This window comes from Paenibacillus oryzisoli, assembly GCF_050467285.1.
GTDB lineage: Bacteria > Bacillota > Bacilli > Paenibacillales > NBRC-103111 > Paenibacillus_E > Paenibacillus_E oryzisoli_A.
The window spans coordinates 58,710-78,737 of sequence record NZ_JBCMUN010000011.1; the positions used below are offsets into that span (position 1 = coordinate 58,710).

The 20,028-nt window shown below is 54.4% G+C and carries 17 protein-coding genes; 4 read left to right on the top strand and 13 right to left on the bottom strand.

Translation table 11 applies throughout. The annotated features are described in order from the left end of the window. Positions 1–10: 10 nt before the first annotated feature. Entirely contained in the window at positions 11–895 is an 885-nt protein-coding gene (locus tag ABE504_RS19495) for an AraC family transcriptional regulator (protein WP_430091757.1), read from the bottom strand. Positions 896–1,025: 130 nt separating this feature from the next. Between ABE504_RS19495 and yicI the strand changes: the two genes are divergently transcribed. After that, positions 1,026–3,353 (top strand): alpha-xylosidase, encoded by a 2,328-nt coding sequence (gene yicI / locus ABE504_RS19500; RefSeq protein WP_430091759.1) that lies wholly within the window; start codon positions 1,026–1,028, stop codon positions 3,351–3,353. Positions 3,354–3,428: 75 nt separating this feature from the next. Here the strand turns inward: yicI and ABE504_RS19505 are convergent, their stop codons facing one another. The 4 genes from ABE504_RS19505 to ABE504_RS19520 form a co-directional block, all read right to left on the bottom strand. Continuing rightward, a complete protein-coding gene (locus tag ABE504_RS19505) occupies positions 3,429–3,884 on the bottom strand; it encodes a hypothetical protein (RefSeq protein WP_430091761.1) in 456 nt (151 codons plus the stop codon). A 145-nt stretch (positions 3,885–4,029) separates the two neighbouring features. After that, entirely contained in the window at positions 4,030–4,353 is a 324-nt protein-coding gene (locus tag ABE504_RS19510) for a hypothetical protein (RefSeq protein ID WP_126143819.1), read from the bottom strand. 6 nt (positions 4,354–4,359) lie between these two features. Continuing rightward, positions 4,360–5,502 (bottom strand): D-alanine--D-alanine ligase, encoded by a 1,143-nt coding sequence (locus ABE504_RS19515; RefSeq protein ID WP_430091762.1) that lies wholly within the window; start codon positions 5,500–5,502, stop codon positions 4,360–4,362. Between the two features lie 41 nt (positions 5,503–5,543). Then, a complete protein-coding gene (locus ABE504_RS19520) occupies positions 5,544–6,572 on the bottom strand; it encodes an amidase domain-containing protein (protein WP_430091763.1) in 1,029 nt (342 codons plus the stop codon). Between the two features lie 251 nt (positions 6,573–6,823). On the opposite strand from ABE504_RS19520, the gene acnA reads away from it, so the two are divergent. Both acnA and sleB read left to right on the top strand, forming a co-directional pair. Next, a complete protein-coding gene (gene acnA / locus ABE504_RS19525; protein ID WP_430091764.1) occupies positions 6,824–9,538 on the top strand; it encodes an aconitate hydratase AcnA in 2,715 nt (904 codons plus the stop codon). Between the two features lie 228 nt (positions 9,539–9,766). Further along, positions 9,767–10,423 carry a spore cortex-lytic enzyme gene (gene sleB, locus ABE504_RS19530; RefSeq protein ID WP_430091766.1) on the top strand — a complete coding sequence of 219 codons (657 nt, stop codon included), beginning with the start codon at positions 9,767–9,769 and terminating at the stop codon, positions 10,421–10,423. Positions 10,424–10,468: 45 nt separating this feature from the next. Here the strand turns inward: sleB and ABE504_RS19535 are convergent, their stop codons facing one another. The 3 genes from ABE504_RS19535 to ABE504_RS19545 form a co-directional block, all read right to left on the bottom strand. Further along, complete coding sequence (locus ABE504_RS19535; RefSeq protein ID WP_430091768.1) at positions 10,469–11,386, bottom strand: SRPBCC family protein; 918 nt, start codon at positions 11,384–11,386, stop codon at positions 10,469–10,471. An 89-nt stretch (positions 11,387–11,475) separates the two neighbouring features. Next, positions 11,476–12,366 (bottom strand): cation diffusion facilitator family transporter, encoded by an 891-nt coding sequence (locus ABE504_RS19540; protein ID WP_430091770.1) that lies wholly within the window; start codon positions 12,364–12,366, stop codon positions 11,476–11,478. Positions 12,367–13,069: 703 nt separating this feature from the next. After that, positions 13,070–13,813 carry an IclR family transcriptional regulator gene (locus ABE504_RS19545; RefSeq protein ID WP_430091772.1) on the bottom strand — a complete coding sequence of 248 codons (744 nt, stop codon included), beginning with the start codon at positions 13,811–13,813 and terminating at the stop codon, positions 13,070–13,072. A 389-nt stretch (positions 13,814–14,202) separates the two neighbouring features. On the opposite strand from ABE504_RS19545, the gene ABE504_RS19550 reads away from it, so the two are divergent. Beyond that, entirely contained in the window at positions 14,203–15,237 is a 1,035-nt protein-coding gene (locus ABE504_RS19550; RefSeq protein ID WP_430091774.1) for an alpha/beta hydrolase, read from the top strand. A gap of 506 nt (positions 15,238–15,743) precedes the next feature. Here the strand turns inward: ABE504_RS19550 and ABE504_RS19555 are convergent. The 5 genes from ABE504_RS19555 to queG form a co-directional block, all read right to left on the bottom strand. Continuing rightward, on the bottom strand, positions 15,744–17,063 hold the full coding sequence (locus tag ABE504_RS19555; protein WP_430091776.1) for a deoxyguanosinetriphosphate triphosphohydrolase family protein: 1,320 nt from the start codon (positions 17,061–17,063) through the stop codon (positions 15,744–15,746). A 251-nt stretch (positions 17,064–17,314) separates the two neighbouring features. Further along, positions 17,315–17,905 carry a GTP cyclohydrolase I FolE gene (gene folE / locus ABE504_RS19560; protein ID WP_430079464.1) on the bottom strand — a complete coding sequence of 197 codons (591 nt, stop codon included), beginning with the start codon at positions 17,903–17,905 and terminating at the stop codon, positions 17,315–17,317. A gap of 25 nt (positions 17,906–17,930) precedes the next feature. After that, positions 17,931–18,158, bottom strand: coding sequence for a YneF family protein (locus ABE504_RS19565; protein ID WP_430091778.1), 228 nt, complete (start codon positions 18,156–18,158; stop codon positions 17,931–17,933). A 55-nt stretch (positions 18,159–18,213) separates the two neighbouring features. Next, positions 18,214–18,783 (bottom strand): methylated-DNA--[protein]-cysteine S-methyltransferase, encoded by a 570-nt coding sequence (locus ABE504_RS19570; protein WP_430091780.1) that lies wholly within the window; start codon positions 18,781–18,783, stop codon positions 18,214–18,216. Further along, positions 18,780–20,024 carry a tRNA epoxyqueuosine(34) reductase QueG gene (queG, locus tag ABE504_RS19575; protein WP_430091781.1) on the bottom strand — a complete coding sequence of 415 codons (1,245 nt, stop codon included), beginning with the start codon at positions 20,022–20,024 and terminating at the stop codon, positions 18,780–18,782. Before queG ends, ABE504_RS19570 begins: the two co-directional genes overlap by 4 nt. Between the last annotated feature and the right edge of the window lie 4 nt (positions 20,025–20,028).

Consider the following 20,028-nt stretch of genomic DNA (forward strand, 5'->3'; position numbering starts at 1 on the left):
GATTCCCTCCCTATACCCGTTCTCGTTTGCGATATTCAGAGGGCGTATAACCAAAGTGCGCTTTGAATACGCCGATAAAATAGCTGAGCGTGTTGAACCCGACATCGAGCGATATTTCCATGATTTTCTTATCCGTATCTTTGAGCAAACAAGCGGCCCGCTGAGCTCTGACTTGGTTCAAATACACGAGCGGACTTTTGCCTGTCATGCTTTTAAAATATCTGCAAAAATAGGATTCACTGAACGACACAAGTGCTGCTAAGTCCTCCAGTCGTATAGGGAGACTGTAATTTTGTTGAATATATTCAATGATTCGCTTAATTCGATCGATCTGTGAGGGCTGACTTGCCAGCAGCACCTCCCGATATGACGGTCCTCCCAACGAAATGAGCTTGGCAATCATCATTTGCAAATTGGCCTTCGTCGTTAATTCATAGAGCGGTGATGCATTGAGATTATCTTGAAAAACGAGCTCGAGCAGCTCCAGCAGCTCCTTCTCCTCTTTCGCACCGCCAGGGCTTATGTGAACAGGTGTCACATATTTCTGTAGAAGGAGCGGATGGATGTATTTCTCCCAGACAAGATCAAATCGTTCTCCGCTTAGCAGGTTGGCATGAAACACCACTGCCTTGAAGCTGCACGGTCCATCCGAGGCGATTGAGCCAGCATGCAGCTGCCCGGCATTTACGAAGATGGCTTCCCCCGCCGTTAGTAGATATTCGTCCATCGACACACGAAAGACAGCGCTTCCTTTTGTCAGCATCAAAAACTCCAGCTCTTCATGCCAATGAAGGTCCAGGAGCTCTTCACCGGGTTGACAATCAATTTCATACACACGAATCGGATACAATGGATCGCCATGAATGCGGTCCTCTTTGAGCTGCGCTTGCTGCATCGCGTCCTCCTCCTTTTACCCCCACTACTCTTCGATGTCAAAATTCTGATACATTCAAACAAAATCACGAAAGGAATGATACGAAGAAATCAATATACTTATATTAAAATATATAGAAGGGATGTTGGCAATGAAATTTTCCAATGGCTATTGGATGGCGAAGGAAGGCTATACCGTGCTTAACCCGCACGATGTTCGCGAGGTACAGCAGAAAGACGACGGAGTGAAGGTCTTCGCTGCCGCCCGTAAAATCACACGAAAAGGCGATACACTTAACGGCGCTATGCTGACCTGTGAGCTAAGCTCGCCTATGGCGGACGTTATCCGGGTATGTTGGATGCATCATGCCGGGAAACAGCCGAAAGGGCCGAATTTTGAATTGTATCCGCCTGAACGAGGCGTTCATAAAGTCGAGATCGCCGAGAGTGGCAGCGAGGTGACGATGACTACCGGCAGCCTCCAAGTCTCCATCCCGAAAAGCGGAGTATGGGGAACGCAATTTTTCTATGAAGGGAAGCGGATCACAGGCTCTAACTTTAAAGGCCCAGGGCATATCACAACGGCCAATAAAGACGTATACGTCAGAGAACAACTCGATCTTGGGGTCGGCGAGCATGTCTACGGGCTCGGGGAGCGCTTTACACCTTTTGTAAAGAACGGGCAAACCGTTGACATCTGGAACGAAGACGGCGGCACCAGCAGCGAGCAAGCCTATAAAAACGTCCCATTTTACTTGTCGAGCAAGGGCTATGGCGTGTTCGTCAACCATCCTGAGCGGGTCTCCTTCGAGGTCGGCTCGGAAGTGGTGTCCAAGGTGCAGTTCAGCGTGCCCGGCGAGAGTTTGGAGTATTACATCATCGGCGGCCGCACATTAAAGGATGTGCTGAACAATTACACGACACTGACAGGTAAGCCTGCGCTGCCGCCGGCTTGGTCTTTTGGCCTCTGGCTGACTACCTCTTTCACGACCGATTACGATGAGGCGACTGTCAATCGCTTTATTGACGGGATGATTGAGCGGGAGCTTCCCTTGCATGTTTTCCATTTTGACTGCTTCTGGATGAAGGAGTATCAGTGGACCAATTTTGAGTGGGACGCCGATCTCTTCCCCGATCCCGTAGGCATGTTGAAGCGCTTGAAGGAGAAAGGGCTTAAAATCTGCGTATGGATCAATTCGTACATCGGTCAGAAGTCGCCGCTCTTTCAGGAAGGCATGGACAAGGGATATTTGGTCAAAACGTCGGAAGGCGACGTCTGGCAGTGGGATCTCTGGCAGGCCGGCATGGGGCTCGTTGACTTTACGAATCCGGCAGCTGTGACTTGGTACAAAGGCCATCTGAGCCGGCTGATCGACATGGGCGTCGACTGCTTCAAAACAGACTTCGGCGAGCGCATCCCGACGGATGTTCAGTACTATGACGGCTCCGACCCGAACAAAATGCACAACTATTACACCTTCCTGTACAACAAAGCTGTATTTGAAGTACTGGAGGAAAAGCTCGGTAAAAATGAAGCCATGCTCTTTGCGCGTTCAGCAACCGCAGGCGGACAGCAGTTCCCCGTCCACTGGGGCGGCGATTGTTCGGCCAACTACGATTCTATGGCGGAGTCGCTGCGGGGCGGTCTGTCCCTCGGCTTATCCGGCTTCGGCTTCTGGAGCCATGACATCAGCGGATTTGAACGTACCGCACCGCCCGACATCTACAAGCGCTGGGTCGCCTTCGGCCTGCTCTCCTCGCACAGCCGCTTGCACGGTAACGAATCGTATCGCGTGCCTTGGCTGTTCGACGAAGAGGCCGTGGATGTTCTCCGTCATTTTACAAAGCTCAAATGCGCATTGATGCCGTATCTATTTGGCAGCGCCATACAGTCCGCCTCCATGGGGATTCCTATGATGCGTGCCATGGTGCTCGATTTCCCGGAGGATCCAACCAGTCATTTTTTGGATACGCAGTACATGCTCGGCGACAATCTGCTTGTGGCGCCGATTTTTAATGACCGCGGCGAGGCGACATATTATGTGCCGGAAGGCCGTTGGACTGACTTCTTTACCGGCCGCGTGATTGAAGGCCGCGCGTGGCAGCAAGCGGTGTATGACTACATGTCGCTGCCCCTGCTTGTAAAACCGAACTCGCTCCTGCCGATCGGCGCGAACGAGCTCAAACCGGACTACGACTATGCCGATGGCGCAGCCTTGCATTTGTTCGAGCTGCAGGACGGCGCAAGCGCGTCCGCTCTTGTGTATGATACAGAGGCCCAGCTGCAGCTGCAGGTCCACGCTGAACGAAGCGGCAGCGGCATTCGCTTTGATAGTCAGGGCGCCGCGAAGCCCTACACGATCGTGCTCAGGGGCATCGACGACGTACAGGCGGTCGAAGGCGCCGTTTGGGAGCGAACTGCGCTTGGCGTTGTGATTACGCCCGCGACTGGACATACGCGGATAGCTGTATCCTTATAAATTTTTAAGCTGTCCGAAGGTTCCGGCAATAAATAAGCACTGTCCTCTTCGGACAGTGCTTTCCTTTACATGCGATTAGTAGTGTTTGTGGTCGTCGTGTTTGTGGTCGTCGTGTTTAATCTCGATGCGTGCAAGAATACCTGCAGGATTGCGATCGCTGCGGCTGGAAGTTTGCGGGTAGTTGAAGCCCGCAATCACGATATCATTCTCTCCGTAATGAAGGAATTGAGAGATGTTGAACATTCTTCCAGGGTTGTAGAAATCGCGATTGTCTTGCGGCGCGTCGATGACTACAGGCAAACCGTTGATGAGCACGATCGCATAGTTGTCAACGGATAAGAACAAGGTCGCCTTTTCAACTTTTTTCGATTTAACCTCGAACCGTTTGGCAACCACGGCAGCAGGTCCAGTTGGATCATTTGCCCCCCAAACGTAGTGCTCTCCTGGTCCCGGTTGTACCCATGCACCATTTGGTGCGATTTCCAATGCATTCACCCAGCTGGCGTTTGTAGCAATAATTGTTTTTTTCACTGTGTGTCCACTTCCCTTCTAGTAGGATATTGCATTATATGAAGCTAGCAGTACCTTTGAAAGGGACGAATGATATAGCTACAATCGCCAATTTCTACGCAAAAAGACCGTCCCCCCACAAGGAAGGACGATCATTTCAATACCTCTACTTATTCGCTTGCTCACCAAAAAACATCTCATCCGCGAGTGCCGTCTGAATCCGGGACTCTTCCTCCGTCAAGCGGCGGATGAGCTCCATCTCCACCTGCGTCACTTCTTCGCCTTGGAAATTGATCTCCGCGATCGAAGCAACGATGCGGACAATCGCAATCGCCACGTTGCCAGGCGTATACGCAATCACCTTCTGCCCCGTCGGGAAGACGCGGAAGCCGCTTTTGACCATTTTGCCGCGGCCGTATTCAAGCAGTTCATATAATTCTTGCTCCGATTTGAACTTGCACACTGAGTTAAATTCCGTTTGAAAACCCATCGTTATCTACTCCGCATCAAAAGAATATTGGATTTGCTGCTTAGCCGCATGACGTTCCAGCGCTAAGCGGATCAGATCGTCCAGCAGCTCTTTGTAGGGCTTGCCGGTTTCCTGCCACAACAGCGGGTACATGCTAAACGGTGTAAAGCCAGGCATCGTGTTGATTTCGTTGATGTAGATTTTGCCGTCAGTCTTGCCGTAGAAGAAATCGACGCGGGATAAGCCGCTGCCGTCCAGCGCCAGGAACGCGCGAATCGCGAGGTTCCGAATCTCCTCCGCCGCTTCCGTCGGAATTTCCGCCGGAATGACCATGACGGATTTGCCGTCCTTGTATTTTGCTTTATAATCGTAAAATTCATTGGAAGACACGATCTCGCCTGCCACCGAAGCAAGCGGCTCGTCGTTGCCGAGCACCGCGACTTCGATCTCGCGCGCGTCGATGTTCTCCTCGATAATGACTTTGCGGTCGTATTGGAACGCAAACTGCACAGCCGCAATCAGCTCCTCCTGATTGCGCGCCTTGGAGATGCCCACGGAGGAGCCCAAGTTCGCCGGCTTGACGAAGCAAGGGTAGCCCACTGCCGTCTCCAGCTCCATCAAGTGATACGCGCGGTTCTTCTCCCACTCATGCCGCGTAAAATGGCGGAACACGCACTGCGGGAGGCCCTCCTGCGCGAATACCTTCTTCATCATGACTTTATCCATGCCGACGGCGGAAGCCAGAACGCCCGCGCCGACGTAAGGAATGTTCGCCATTTCGAGCAAGCCCTGAATCGTGCCGTCTTCGCCGAATGTGCCGTGCAGCAGCGGAACGACGACGTCGATGCCCGGCGCTTCTACGGCCTCGTCCGCCGCGGAGATCGAGACGTCGCCTTTCGGCTGCACCGCGCTAAAAAGCGGCGCCAACGCGCTTCCCGAAGGCGCATCCAGCGCTTTGCCCGCTTGGAACGTCAGCTCTTCGACCGAAGCCGCCGGTGCGCCAAGCGCAGGACCGCTTTGCCATTCTCCTTTTTTCGATATGTAAAACGGTGTAATCGCATACTTCTGGAAATCCACTGCCTTCATCACCGCAAGCGCAGTCTGCAAGGACACATCATGCTCGCCCGATTTCCCTCCATAGATTAATCCAATTTGAATTTTGCGGCTCATTCCGTACCTCCGTCTAGTATTTACAATTTCTTGACTTTCCGTCACATCTCATCGGCAACGTGAATGAAAACATATTTCGTCCGTTCCGTCCAAGCCGGTGAATCTTTATACGCCCAGTAACGATTGCGGCTATTAAACGTATGCGCATTGACGAGCGGCATGCCGTTCGCGTCTTTTCCTATGACAAACGTGTTGTGCTGAAAACGACCGTCCCCATCCCAGTCGTAGCTGATGGTGTCGCCGGGCTGAAGCTCTCTCGGATCTTCAACCTCTGTGCCGCGCAGGCCGTGATTCTTATGGGCGCTACGGACAAAAAAAGCATGCAAACTGTTCGCAACCGCCCAGCTGTAGCTCCATTGCTCCTGGCCGCCGTTCTTGCCGGCGTACCACCACCCAGAATCCCTTTTCCCAGTATAGTCCATTGGGGCCCCGCCTGCAAAGAGGCATTGCGACACAAAATTCGTACAGTCCACCTCAAAATATTCATATCTCGGATTGGGCGTCTGCCACCACGTTTCCGCATATTGGACGGCTCTCGGGCGGTTATAAATGGTTTTCCGCGGTGCGGATTCCTGAGGCCTGCTATTGCGTATACTAGGATGGATATAGGGGATGGAAGGTGCGGTCCGCTGCGGAGAGCCGAAGGCATCGTATACGGGGATCTGGATGCCGTCTGCTCGCCCGGGCCTGCCTCGCTCGCCTTGCAGTCCTTCGGCATTTTGGACGAGCCAGCCGCCGCCCCTCCGTTCGATCAGAACACGCTCTGTTTCGATCCGCTCCTCCCGCCCCTCGGCAGCGCCGATGCGGTAATCAAGGAAGCGATGCAGCCTGATGTCCGCCACAATCCCCCATGGGGATTCCTTCACGCCTTGCAGACGCAGCTTCGTTTCGCCGCGCAGCAGCCGGGCATCCCGTTCAAGGAAGCTGTCGCGAAGCCTGCGCATCCGAAGATCCTGTTTTCGTACGAAATCACGATCGGAAACATAAGCTTCCAGCGGGGCAGCCGAGCCTTCGAGCTCCGCCTGATTTTTGGCGTGGATGTAGTTATATAGCGCCGTTTTCCAGGACATCGCAAACACCCTCCTTTAGAGAAAATCTAAACCTTGAACGTCGGATAACCGAACCTTGCGCGGACAAGCCCGATTTACATTGAATTGATTCAATATATGACATTTTGACGGTAAAAATGATTGAAAATCATCTTTACTCAATCTCCCTGAAACGGTATACTTGGTGTAGAGGGAATTATGAAATTGAGTTTCACTAGATGAAACAATATAGATGAGGCTCAATGGACTACTATATTGAGGAGGAAAACCCCATGTCCAACAAGGACTCTTTTTCTGTGCGCAAGCAGTTAACTGTGGGAAGCCAGTCTTTCCAATACTACAGCTTGCCTGACTTTGAAAGCCAAGGTCACGGCACCATCTCCAATCTTCCGGTTTCCATTCGCGTCTTGCTTGAAGCTGCGATTCGTCAATTTGACGGCCGCGCGATCACGAGCGATCACGTGAAACAAATCGCGGGCTGGGCGGAAGGCCGCGACGACAACAAAGAAATTCCTTTCATTCCAGCTCGTATCGTTCTGCAAGACTTCACCGGCGTACCGGTTGTCGTTGACCTCGCAGCAATGCGCGCGACTATGGCTCGTGAAGGCGGAGACCCTAAACGGATCAACCCGCTCGTTCCTGTAGACCTTGTTATCGACCACTCTGTCATGGTTGACGCTTTCGGCTCCCCGGACGCGCTCGAAATGAACATTGACCTGGAATTCGAAAGAAACGAAGAGCGTTACCGCTTCCTGCGTTGGGCGCAAACAGCATTCGACAACTTCCGTGCTGTTCCTCCTTCAACAGGTATCGTTCACCAAGTTAACCTGGAGTACCTGGCTTCCGTTGCCGCTACCAGAACAGTTGACGGCGAAACGGTTGTATATCCCGACTCCCTCGTAGGTACAGACTCCCATACAACGATGATCAACGGTCTTGGCGTTGTTGGTTGGGGCGTTGGCGGTATCGAAGCGGAAGCTGGTATGCTTGGCCAACCGCTTTACTTCGTTGCACCAGACGTTATCGGTTTCAAATTGACAGGTCAATTGGCAGAAGGCGCGACAGCGACTGACCTTGCCCTGACCGTTACCCAAATGCTTCGTAAAAAAGGCGTTGTCGGCAAATTCGTCGAGTTCTTCGGCCCTGGTCTGAGCAACATCTCCCTGGCTGACCGTGCGACTGTTGCCAACATGGCTCCTGAGTACGGCGCAACGATCGGCTTCTTCCCAGTCGACAGCGAAACATTGAACTACCTGCGTTCCACTGGCCGCGAAGAAGAGCAAATCGCGCTGGTTGAAGCTTACTATAAAGCACAAGGCATGTTCCGTACGGACAGCACGCCGGATCCTGTATTCACAGACGTAATCGAGCTGGATCTGAGCTCCGTCGTACCAAGCTTGGCTGGTCCTAAACGTCCACAAGACCGCGTAGAGCTTACGAACATGAAAGAATCCTTCAACAACATCATTCGCCAACCGATCGACAAAGGTGGTTACGGCCTCTCCGAAGAGAAAGTGGCGGAAGTTGTTGATGTGGTTTATCCAAACGAGACGGTTAAAATGGGTACTGGCGCTGTCGTTATCGCGGCAATCACGTCCTGTACCAACACATCCAACCCTAGCGTTATGATCGGTGCCGGTCTGGTAGCGAAAAAAGCGGTTGAGCGCGGCTTGAAAAAACCGGCTTACGTGAAAAGCTCCCTGACACCAGGTTCCCTGGTTGTTACCGAGTACCTGGAAAAAGCAGGTCTTCTGCCTTCGCTTGAAGCGCTTGGCTTCTACGTAGCAGGTTACGGCTGTGCAACTTGTATCGGTAACTCCGGTCCGCTTCCTGACGAAGTGAGCAAAGCGATCTCAGACAACGACATGACGGTTGCGGCTGTGATCTCCGGTAACCGTAACTTTGAAGGCCGTGTACACGCACAAGTTAAAGCGAACTACCTAGGTTCCCCTCCACTTGTTGTGGCATATGCGCTTGCAGGAACAGTGAACATTGATTTGGCGACAGAGCCAGTTGGCTACGACCAAAACAACCAACCTGTCTACCTGAAAGACATCTGGCCTACAAACAAAGAAATTCAAGATGCTCTGAACTCTGCGATGAGCGCAGACATGTTCCGCGACAAATACAGCAACGTATTCCGCGCGAACGAGCGTTTCAACCAAATCGCAATTCCGGAAGGCGACCTGTACGAGTTCGACACGAACTCCACGTACATCCAAGAGCCTCCGTTCTTCACAGACCTCGGTACTGTGCTTGATGACATCGCAGATATCAAAGCTGCGAAAACACTTGCACTCATGGGCGATTCCGTTACAACGGACCACATCTCCCCTGCCGGTAACATCAAAGTTGACAGCCCGGCTGGTAAATACCTGATCGAGCATGGCGTGAAAAGAGAAGACTTCAACTCCTACGGTTCCCGTCGTGGTAACCATGAAGTGATGATGCGCGGTACTTTCGCGAACATCCGGATTCGTAACCAAGTGGCACCTGGCACAGAAGGCGGCGTAACCACTTACCTGCCAACTGGCGAAGTGGAATCCATCTATGATGCATCCATGAAATATCAAGAAAACGGCCAAAACCTCGTCGTTATCGCAGGTAAAGAATACGGTACTGGCAGCTCCCGTGACTGGGCAGCAAAAGGTACATTCCTGCTCGGCGTGAAAGCCGTTATCGCAGAAAGCTTCGAGCGTATCCACCGCTCCAACTTGGTGGGCATGGGCGTACTGCCTCTGCAATTCGTGAACAGCGAGAGCTGGAAGTCCCTCGGCATTACAGGCCGCGAGACATTCGAAATCACAGGCCTGAGCAACGACGTTCAACCAGGTTCGACTGTGAAAGTAACAGCGACTCGCGAAGACGGCACAAGCTTCGAATTCAGCGCCCTGGTGCGTCTGGACAGCTTGGTTGACGTGGACTACTACCGTAACGGCGGTATTCTTCAAACGGTTCTTCGCCAAATCCTGGCTGAGAAAAACTAATTTTCTTCTTTGCAAAACACACATTCAATTCGGAGTCGCTGATGCAGCGGCTCTTTTTTTATGTCAAAATTGGGAGGCTTGCGCCCCCATGCAAACGTCATTTTAGCTAGTTAACGGCATTAAATTTGCCTTACAGCCGCAAGGGATTGGACACGTTTTCCAAAAACTGCGGGTTGAGACAGCCCCTGAACGCCCCTATACTTGTGGAAAGCGAAAGGGGAGATTATGATGACGTTGATTAAAAAACTAATCCTAGTCGCGCTCGTAGCTTCCGCTGGTGTAAGTGCGAATGCCGTGTACTCAGTTCCGTCCGCATCGGCAGCGGTTGTTTTACAGCAAGGTGCAGCGAGCGGCGACGTATGGGATGTGCAATACCGACTGCGAACATTAGGCTATTACGAGCCTTCCATAGATGGCAACTACGGTCCGATCACAGCCGCGGCTGTGCGTAATTTTCAAACGAACTATGGTTTGGCTGTAGACGGCATCGTTGGAACGAACACGTGGGAAGCACTGAAAAAATTCAGCGTGAACCAGTACGAGATGGACATTTTGGCGAAGGTGATTTACAGCGAGGCTCGCGGGGAGTCCTTTGAAGGGCAAGTTGCGGTAGGCGCGGTGATCATGAATCGGTTAAAATCAAGCCAGTTCCCGAACACGATTCAAGGCATCGTTTTTGAGCAGGGCGCGTTCACCGCGGTGAGCGACGGCCAGTACAACCTGACGCCGGATTCCACAGCCTACAAAGCGGCGCTTGAAGCTGTGAAGGGCTGGGATCCGACAGGCGGGGCGCTGTACTATTTTAACCCGAGAACGGCAACGAGCAACTGGATCTGGTCACGTCCGCAGACGGTACAGATCGGGAATCATATTTTTGCGAAATAAGATGGAAAAAGGAAAAGGAGCCTCGCGGCTCCTTTTTTGCTGCGCTCACGCTTGCTCGGCGAGCTGTTTCATATGATCCATCACTTCCAGATGGACATTGCGGATAATGTCTTGGGTCCACCAGTCAAAATAAAGCGCCGGCTTCACCTTCAAATCATACCAGCTCGTGCCGACCAGCGTCGTTGTTCCGTCGCCGTTGTCTTCGAGGATGAACTGGCCTCGTTTGAGCTCGAGATGCCCGAGAATTTCGGGATCATTCGGCATTTGCGTAATATCGAACGTCAACTTGCGGTTCGGCTCATACTCGACGATTTTCTCTTCGAACACGATGCCATTGCTGAAAATGCACTGCCGGGCTGCGCCTACATAACTCCCCTCTGCCGTAGACTGCACAGGGCTTGGGAGACCGATGCGGAACAGCCAGTAGTCAGGCTTCGTGTCGATGGCTGGAAATGCGGTGACGTTCTGCCAGACGACCTCTGGAGGCGCTTGGATGAGGATGCGGTCTGTGACCTGGTTTTCTCCGGGTTGAGCGGTGATCGCATTAATGGCGATTAGTGAAGCTAGGGCTGCGACAACACTGATTTGCAGGGAGGTCTGACGACGCTTGAAGAGGACCTTGCCCACCGCGATGCCAAGCATAATAAATAGATAAATCAGCGGTGCCACGATGATCAGGCAGATGTACCCCTCGCCCATGAAGAAATAGCTGTAGCTGAGACCGACCAAGAGGTTCAGAGCCCCATAGCCAAAACAAGGACCTGCGGTAACCTTAATCTTGCGCCAAAAGAACGTGTTAATTAACCCCATTAACATCGGCAGCAGGACAAAATCGGATAGAATGAGGACGCCTTTCATGTCCGATGTGGCCTCCACGGCGTACTTCGTAACCAGCATGACGGCCGCCGTGAAACCATTTGCGGTTATGATACCGAGCCAGATCGCTTTTGCTCTGTCTGTCAACGCAACTCTCTCCTCTGCGGATTGGTTAGCTTAACTCTAACGTAGAAGGAGAGAATTGTAAATGAATGTAAGCCGCATGCCAAGACCGTTTATTTGGAATCCTCATACCACGGGTTTAAATGAACGAGCACTTCGTCCACGTCGGTATAGTTGGTTTTGATTTTCTCTTTGATGCGGCGAATGATGTCGTGTCCTTCCTGAATCGTCATCGAACCGGATACGCCTAGCCGTGCATCGACTAAAATATAGTGCCCATGCTCGCGCGCCCGCAGCCGATCTACCCGCTTGATCTCCGGTACCGAACGGATCAACTTCTCAAACTGCGAAATATACTCGCTGCTGACGCTTTGCTCCATAAGGATGCCGAACGATTCTCTCCCCATGCCGTAAGCCAGCTTCAGCACGAGGATGGATACTATGATTCCGGCAACGGGGTCGCCGTACGCGAGGAAGTGGAGCCCCTGCCAGTCGCCGATCAAAGCCGCGCCGATCCCCACAGTCGCCGCTGCCGAGGCATAGACATCCGCAAGATGATCATAGGCTGTGGCGATCAGACCTTTGCTGTTCAGCTTTTTGCCCACGCGCATCGTGTATACGTAGAGGATTTGCTTCCAGGCCAGCGAGACGATGGCCGCGATCAGCGCAATGAAGTGGGCCTCCCCCGCAGGTTCAAACAGCGCGTGTATCGCATGGTAGCCCATATAGATCGCGGCTCCGCCTAAAATAATGGCCACGATAAATGCGCCCAGCACTTCGGCCTTGCCGTGGCCATACGGATGGTCCTCATCCGCCGGCTTGGACGACACGCGCATCGAGCTGTAAGCCGTGGCCGTCGCGATCACATCCCCGGCGTTATGTATGCCGTCGGCGAGCAGCACCTGACTGCCAAACAGCAGGCCGACGAGGATTTTGACCGCCGTCAGGACAACATTGCTGGCCAGACTAATCCAGATCGCCAGCATGGAGGCGGAATTCTTCATGGCACGCCCACTCCTTTCCCTGTTTCTAGTATGACCAGGGGGAGGGAAAGCATGTGTGGGGGATAGGATGGTGGCACGCGGCGAGTTTAATGTGGAGAGAGTATGATAGCGTGTGGGCGAGCTTGTATGAAGGTGCGTCTGGGTGCGGCGGTAGGTTTGTGTGGGAGAACGTATTCATGGTACAGGGAGTGCTTGGGAGCGCGAATATGGCGCGGTGACGTGCTTCTGTGGGGGCTAATATGGCGCGGTGACGTGCTTCTGTGGGGGCTAATATGACGCTGGGACGTGCTTGTGCTAGGGACTGGACTGACATGACTTTTGTTACGTACAGTTCTTCCCGGCCACCTCCTGGTTGCACACAACCTGCAAAAACTACAGCAAATTTACAGGAAATCGCCGAATAATCAAGATATCCTGCATTTCCTACAGCAAAATATCGGCAAATGACATATGTAGGCCCTTTCATAATGGGAAGAGCAGAATTTTGCTGTACATTTTACAGGAAATCACATAAATCCGGACCGGAAATGGGAATTTTACTGTATGTTTTGCAGGATTTCGATGTTCAGGCGTGTTCATGCACTGATCGCCGGCGCTCTACGCAAGCCGGGCGCTCTGCCAAGCCCACCGCGGCTCGCGGCTGGGCCGGTCCACCCCAGCCCGCCGCGCACAGCCGGCGGGCTAGACAAAACCGATGCTGCCCCTAGCGCAGCATCGTGCCCATACGCCGGGCGGCCTCCACGATGGCCGGCGCCTGCTTGAGCATTTCGTCCAGCGTCAGCCGGTTCGCTGGACCGGACACCGCAAGCGCGGCCACCAGCCGCCCGCCGCGGTCCAAAATCGGGGTGCTCACCGCGGCAGCGCCCGGTTCGCGCTCTTCGACGCTCGTGGCGTAGCCCGCGCGCCGGGTTTCATCCAGCTGCTGCAGGAACGCAGCTTTATCGAGCACGACCGGCCAGTCGGGCGAGGCGAGCAGCCGCTCCTGCAGCGCAGGCTCGGCAAAGGCGACGAGCACCTTGCTCGAGGCGCCGACATACAGTGGCATGCGCGCGCCTACCGGGGCAACCCGGCGAATGGCGTGGTTGCTCTGCACGGCTTGGATGCGCACGCGCGCCAGGCCGTCCTGCACGTAGAGCGAGATCGTCTCGCCGAGGTGATCGCGCAGCCGCTCCATCTCCGGCAGCAGGATGGTGCCGGGGTCGCCCTCTTTGGACAAATTCGCCGAAAGCTCCCAGAGCCGGTAGCCCAATCGGTATTTGTCCGTATTTTCCACACGCATGACGAAGCCTTTGCCTTCAAGCGAGGCCAGCAGCCGGTGCACCGTGCTTTTATGCAGACCCGCCCCCGCGGAAATCTCCGTCAGCGTCATCTCGGAAGCACTGGTAAAACACAGCAAAATATCTAAAGCGCGCTCAACGGCACGCACAGTCAGCTTGCCTTCTTCCATCGGTCAACACCACTTTCATCGAAATAAACAGCGTCGCGCTCCGAAGAAACGAAATCATTTATTTGCCATATAGCGAATTTTGAGGTGAAGCGAAGCCATTTCAGACTCTGGTTTGAAGTTTCATTCCATGAAACCCCTCCTACCTCCAGTATACCCAAAGTAACGCCTGGCGTAAAGGCAAATCCCCTGTTTCTACCATTATTACAGGACCGTTACAACTGCCTTACAAATCGCCCACTCACATTGACTTGTAAGCGCATTCAGACTACTATTAAAGTATCTCGAGCTACTTATCAGAATATTTTAACAATTTTATCTCTCTCCCGGATTCCCGTCGCATCTTACAGAAGCTATTACGCATACATTGATATGGAGGGAGGCACGAACCGATGTCAACTACAAGCTACACTCCCACTCCCGGGGCCGGCACCTTGCAGCCTACCTTACCGCAAGCCATTATACGCCCCTTGCTGCGCAGAAAAAAAATGATTCTCTCCGTGCTGCTGGCCTTGCTGCTCATCGTATCCAGCATAATTCTCAGCTTCTACGCCTACGTCGCCTGGACGCTCGCTCGGCCGCATATCGATCAATTGACGTCCAATCCGATGAAAGCCTCCAAACTGGCTTACACGAACGTGACGTTCCCCAGCCTGAACGGAAATTCCGAACTGGAAGGTTGGTTCATTCCTGCAGCGGACGCCACTAAAACCGTCATCTTCTCACACGGCTACGGCGGCAATCGCGAGGAGATCTGGGTTCCGCTTTATAAGCTGGCCAGCAAGCTGCATGAGCAGAAGTACAACGTTCTCATGTTCGATTACGGCTATGTGCAGCCTTACAATAACCGGCTCATGACCGGCGGCATTCAAGAGTCGCAAGAACTGCTGGGCGCTGTCGATTATGTCAAAAAGACAACCGGCGGAGCCATCTATATCTGGGGCTTCTCGATGGGCGCAGGTACGGCGCTGCAGTCGGCCCTCCAGAACAACACCGATATTGCCGGGATGATCCTGGACAGCACCTTTCTGCTGAACCCGGACACCCTCTACCATAACATTGTGCAAATCGCGCAAATTCCGAGATACCCTTCTCTGTCGCTGATCCGTTTCTTCTTTCCGATCCTGAACGGTGTCAGCTTGCACGAAGTGCCTTACCAGAAGGTCGCATCGACGTCCTACAATATGCCGATTTTCTTCATTCACGGCACAGCTGACAAGAAAGCGCCTTACGATCTGGTCGAGTCCCTTTACAAGCAGCAGCACAATGCGAGCTCTGAGATTTGGATTTTGCCTCAAGCCGAGCACGAACTCCTGTATCGCGCGGAACCCCGCACGTATGTGAACCGCACGTTGTCGTTCCTGAACAGCCTCGGCCATGCGCCGACCAACGTGCACACGGCTTCCGGTATTCCCTCCTCCCTATAAAATCGACCTCTCTGAGGTCGGTATTTTTTTGCTCTGGGAGCGAGGGGCGACTGCATCTTTCCATCGGGATGTACGAGCGTCAGAGCTTCGAGCGCATTGAGAATGGCGGATGAGGGTGCCTCAGCCATTCTAACGGTTGCACCAGCGCCTATTTGGCTCAAGATCCGCCATTTGAAACTCCAACGGTTGCCACAGCGCTTATCTCCCTAAAATCAAGGGAAATCCCGCCGATTTTGCTTAAATAAGCTCATCTGTAACCGTTACGCGCACGAATTCCGGCTTTTCAGCGAAATAGGCGCGCTGGCAACCGTTACGCAAATCGCACAACTCGTAGAGGAGCGCAGAAACGCAACTTCTCCAACCTTTCGAGGAAGGCAGCGTTTACTTCGGCGATCCAGTCGCAAGCACGCACGCAAAAAAACGCCGCACCTGCCACCCAACGGCAGCCCTGCGGCGTTCCCCTTAGGAGACTTTCCGAAATAAAGTACCGATTTCGGAAAGCTCCCTTAATCCATCTCGTAAATCGACCCCGATTTACTCGCGAACAGCTCGGCATACACCTTCTCCGCATACGCGTCGGTCATGCCGGAGATGTAGTCCGCGACGAACCGCGGCCAGCTCCAAGCCGTGCCCCGCCGCTCATAGCTGTCGATCCAGTCCGGCGGGATGATCCACTGCCCCTTCTCCTTGTCGATGAAGCTGTCCCACAGCCGCTCGACGATGATCTCACTCCGCTTCTGCAACCGCAGTACTCGGAAATCCTTGATCAGCGTCACCCACGCAAGCTTCTTCAAGATTTCCATCGTGCGCAGCAGATCCATGTCCTCCGCGCCGTCCCGGACGAGCGCGACCTTTTTCCAGCCTCGGTCTGCATCGTCCAGAATGTCCAGACGGCTGGCAAACGAGCTCACCCAGCGGGCTTTCATCTCACGTCGGGTGCGGGATTCCTCCCCTTTGCACTCGTTGTAAATCAGTTCCCACTGTTCCAGATAGTCAGTGAGAACTTTCATAACCATCTGCTCAATATCAACCTGCTCCCAGCCGAATTTGTGCTGATTCGGGTCGTTCAAAATCTCCATGACCACGTGGCGGATAAGCCGCTGATTTTCAAAAAACGACCGGTTCATCTGAATTTTCCCCGCGCGAATGCCGTCCTCAATATCATGCGTGGAGTAGGCAATGTCGTCGCACAAGTCCATGAGCTGAGCCTCCAGCGTGGAGCAGCCCGCCGGCATTTTCCAAATGTCGCGAAGCTCGCGGATCACTTCCCACTCCTGGCCGTAGACGCCCTTCAGCCGGCCTTCCTCCTCGATCAGGAACGGGTACTTGTTGATGCCGAGCAGCACCGCTGCCGTCAGATCCAGCCCGCTCTCGCTGCCTGCCCGCTTTTCGAGAAACATCAAAATCCGGAAATTCTGTGCATTGCCTTCATATTTGAGCCCATGATCCCGCATCAGGATGTGGTTCAGCACTTCTTCCCCTTTATGGCCAAAAGGCGGATGCCCGAAATCGTGCGCAATCGAAGCGCATTCCACCACCGTCGGGTCGATGATCAAGCCGGGGTGCTCCCTTTTTTGCAGAAAAGGATTCGTCCGCTCTAGCCGCTTCGCCACCTCCCGCGCAATTTGCGCAACTTCCAGCGAGTGCGTCAGCCGCGTCCGGTAATAGTCCCCTGAGCCCGCGCCGAACACCTGCGATTTCCCTTGCAGCCGCCGAAATGTCGGCGATTGAATCAACCTGGCGTAATCCCGCTCAAATTCGTCTCGTTCCTCGCTCCATTTAGAGGTAGCCGCTTCGCCGGGCCGAAATTTCCGAATGTTGTTCATAAGCTGGCCTCCTCTCGTGCTGTCTCTCCCGTAATCCCCATTTAACCTACTTCTGATTAAGTGTATGCGCCAGCTCGTACGAGCGCTACATCCCCCACCAGGCGATAACCTGAAAGCACGGTCAACACGTTCATTTGGGTAAAAGAATACTATATTCCGCCTTCGTCAACAAGTCATTCCGCCTAATCGGCATGAAAAAAGGGAACGCGGCACAAGACCATTGTCTTGATGCACACATTCCCTTGCGCTTATTATTGCTTAAGCAAAGACAGGAACTCCGAACGCAGCGACGCGTCGGTATGGAAAATGCCGCGTACCGCCGACGTCACCGTCTTGCTGCCGTACTTCTTCACGCCGCGCGAACACATGCACATATGCTCACCGTCGACCACGACCATCACGCCGTGCGGCTTCAGCACTTCCTCGAGAATGTCGGCGATCTGCGACGTAATGCGCTCCTGCACTTGCAGCTTGCGTGTTACGACGTCAACCAGACGGGCGAATTTGCTCAGCCCCGCCACTTTGCCGCTCGGGATGTAGCCCACATGTACTTTACCGAAGAACGGCGCCATGTGATGCTCGCATTGACTGAAGTAGACAATGTCTTTAATAATGACAAGCTCCTCATGCTGCTCATCAAACGTCACGCCCAGCACATCGCGGGGATCCGCTGCGTAGCCTGCGAAAATTTCCTCATACATCCGCGTCACGCGAGCCGGTGTATCCAGCAAGCCCTCGCGATCCGCATCCTCGCCGATGAGCCGCAGAATCGCTCTGACGTGCTCTTCGATCTGAGCGCGGTTCTCCGCGACCAGCGTGTTTTTATATTCAGTGGATGCCATCTTCTCTCACCGCCTAACCTCTTGCTTATCTTTTTTTGCCTAACTTTTGATTTTGCTGCTTCATCATTTGCTGTGCTTTACCCAGTTGCTGCTTATTCATGTTGTAACCCATTTGCTTCGCCATTTTGGCCAGCATGTCAGGGTTGCTCTGCATTTGCTCCAGCTGCTTCTTCAGATAGAATACCCCGATAAAAAATCCGCCAACCAATCCCGCGATCAACGTCACAATCGGAATCACATAGTTGTACCACATCACGAAAGCCCCCTGCTTGTATCAAGTAGAATAGATTGCAACCTTCATCATATCACTATTGCTTCCGCGTGTACAAATGATTGTTCAGCTCGAGCTCCAGCAGCTTGATTTTGGTCGGCAGCCCGCCGCCGTAGCCCACCAGTTCGCCGCTTGCGCCGATAATTCGATGACACGGGATGATGACCGGGATCGGGTTCTGATTGTTCGCACCGCCAACCGCACGCACCGCTTTCGGCGAGCCGATCGCTTCCGCAATGTGCTTGTAGGAAGCTGTTTCTCCGTAAGGAACGGTCAGCAGCGCCGTCCATACCTTCTTCTGAAACTCTGTGCCTTGGAGGTCCATCTCTTCCTCAAAGTGCTCGCGTTCCCCGTTAAAATACTGCGCTAACCGCGCTGCAACCTGCCCCAGTCGCTCGGGGTTCGGCGCCAGCTCATGCGCGCCGTAGTAACGTTCGGCCCACTTCGAGCGCGAAGCGTCATTCTCCGCTTTTGTACCGAATTCCATACGGCACAGCCCTTGCGGCGACGCGACCAGCGTCAATGGACCGATCGGTGAGGCGAGCTCCAGATAGTCGAGCATGACTGGCGTCTGCACAGCGCCGCCTGCCGCTTGTTTCTTCGTCATGCGCGTTCCTCCTTCTCTTGCGCCGCCTCAGCTTCGCCAGGCGCAGGCTGCTCCGGCGCAGCCCCGCCCGTCGCGGGCGCCCCCAGCGCATGCAGCGCCTTCGCGATGCCGTGCAGCACCTCGGGCACGGCCTCCGCCGCCTGCGCGCGCTCGAGCGCAGCGAGCGCGTCCGCGCCGCCGATGCGCCCGAGCGCCCAGGCGGCGGTCTCCCGCAGCTCAGGCCGCGGGTCGCTGCGCAGCACTTCGCTCAGCTCGGGCACCGCCGAGCTGTCCTTGAAGTTGCCCAGCGCGATGATCGCGTTGCGCTGGATCGGCTTTCGGCCCCGCCAGGAGGCGGAAATCATGCCGAACTGCGCTTTGAACTCCTTGTTCGTCATCAGGAGCAAGGGCTTCAGGAGCGGCTTGACCTTCTCTGGGTCAGGCTCGAATTCGGGATGCTGCGTCCAGTTCATCCCTTTGTTCTTCGGGCAGACGACCTGACACGTGTCGCAGCCATACAAGCGGTTGCCGATCTTCCGCTTGAATTCGTCGTCGACGTAGCCCTTCGTCTGCGTGATGAACGAGATGCAGCGCTGCGCATTAAGCTGCCCGGGCCCGACGAGTGCGCCCGTCGGGCAAGCGTCGATGCAGATCGTGCAGTCGCCGCACTGATCGAGCATAGGGGCATCCGGGGGAAATGGAAGGTTCGTGATCATTTCCCCCAGGAACACCCATGATCCCCGCTCCGGCGTGATCACGGCGCAGTTCTTCGCGCTCCAGCCGATGCCGGCGCGCTCGGCCACAGCCCGGTCGACCAGCACGCCGGTGTCGACCATGCTCATCAGCCGCGCGTCCGGCACGCGCGCGGCGATGAACGCCTCAAGCTTCGCGAGCCGGTCGCGAAGCACCTCATGATAATCCCGCCCCCACGAGGTGCGGGATATCATGCCCCTGTACGCCCCCGGCGCCGAGCGGGGCGGGTCTTGCAGCTTCGCCGGGTACGCCACGGCGATGGCAATGATGGACTGCGGCGCGTCGAACGTCAGCTCCGGCCGCACCCGCTTCTCGATGTCCGGCTCCTCGAAGCCGGACTCGTGCCCCTTCTCCCGGTGGCGGAGAAGGATGTCCCGCAGCTCCGTGAACGGCGCAGCGGAAGCGAAACCGATCTTGTCAATACCGAGGGCGGGCGCGGCATCCACGATCTCCTGCTGCAGCGCCACCCAGTCGGCCCTTGTTCGCTTAGCGATGGTGGATTCCGCCACCCGC

Bases quoted from the DNA above. Each gene is read 5' to 3' on its own strand.
- ABE504_RS19495 (WP_430091757.1), bottom strand. From the start codon at position 895: ATGCAGCAAGCGCAGCTCAAAGAGGACCGCATTCATGGCGATCCATTG.
- ABE504_RS19570 (WP_430091780.1), bottom strand. From the start codon at position 18,783: ATGACGAAGAAACAAGCGGCAGGCGGCGCTGTGCAGACGCCAGTCATG.
- ABE504_RS19545 (WP_430091772.1), bottom strand. From the start codon at position 13,813: ATGGAAGAAGGCAAGCTGACTGTGCGTGCCGTTGAGCGCGCTTTAGAT.
- yicI (WP_430091759.1), top strand. From the start codon at position 1,026: ATGAAATTTTCCAATGGCTATTGGATGGCGAAGGAAGGCTATACCGTG.
- ABE504_RS19510 (WP_126143819.1), bottom strand. From the start codon at position 4,353: ATGGGTTTTCAAACGGAATTTAACTCAGTGTGCAAGTTCAAATCGGAG.
- folE (WP_430079464.1), bottom strand. From the start codon at position 17,905: ATGGCATCCACTGAATATAAAAACACGCTGGTCGCGGAGAACCGCGCT.
- ABE504_RS19515 (WP_430091762.1), bottom strand. From the start codon at position 5,502: ATGAGCCGCAAAATTCAAATTGGATTAATCTATGGAGGGAAATCGGGC.
- acnA (WP_430091764.1), top strand. From the start codon at position 6,824: ATGTCCAACAAGGACTCTTTTTCTGTGCGCAAGCAGTTAACTGTGGGA.
- ABE504_RS19540 (WP_430091770.1), bottom strand. From the start codon at position 12,366: ATGAAGAATTCCGCCTCCATGCTGGCGATCTGGATTAGTCTGGCCAGC.
- ABE504_RS19550 (WP_430091774.1), top strand. From the start codon at position 14,203: ATGTCAACTACAAGCTACACTCCCACTCCCGGGGCCGGCACCTTGCAG.
- ABE504_RS19555 (WP_430091776.1), bottom strand. From the start codon at position 17,063: ATGAACAACATTCGGAAATTTCGGCCCGGCGAAGCGGCTACCTCTAAA.
- sleB (WP_430091766.1), top strand. From the start codon at position 9,767: ATGACGTTGATTAAAAAACTAATCCTAGTCGCGCTCGTAGCTTCCGCT.
- ABE504_RS19565 (WP_430091778.1), bottom strand. From the start codon at position 18,158: ATGTGGTACAACTATGTGATTCCGATTGTGACGTTGATCGCGGGATTG.
- ABE504_RS19520 (WP_430091763.1), bottom strand. From the start codon at position 6,572: ATGTCCTGGAAAACGGCGCTATATAACTACATCCACGCCAAAAATCAG.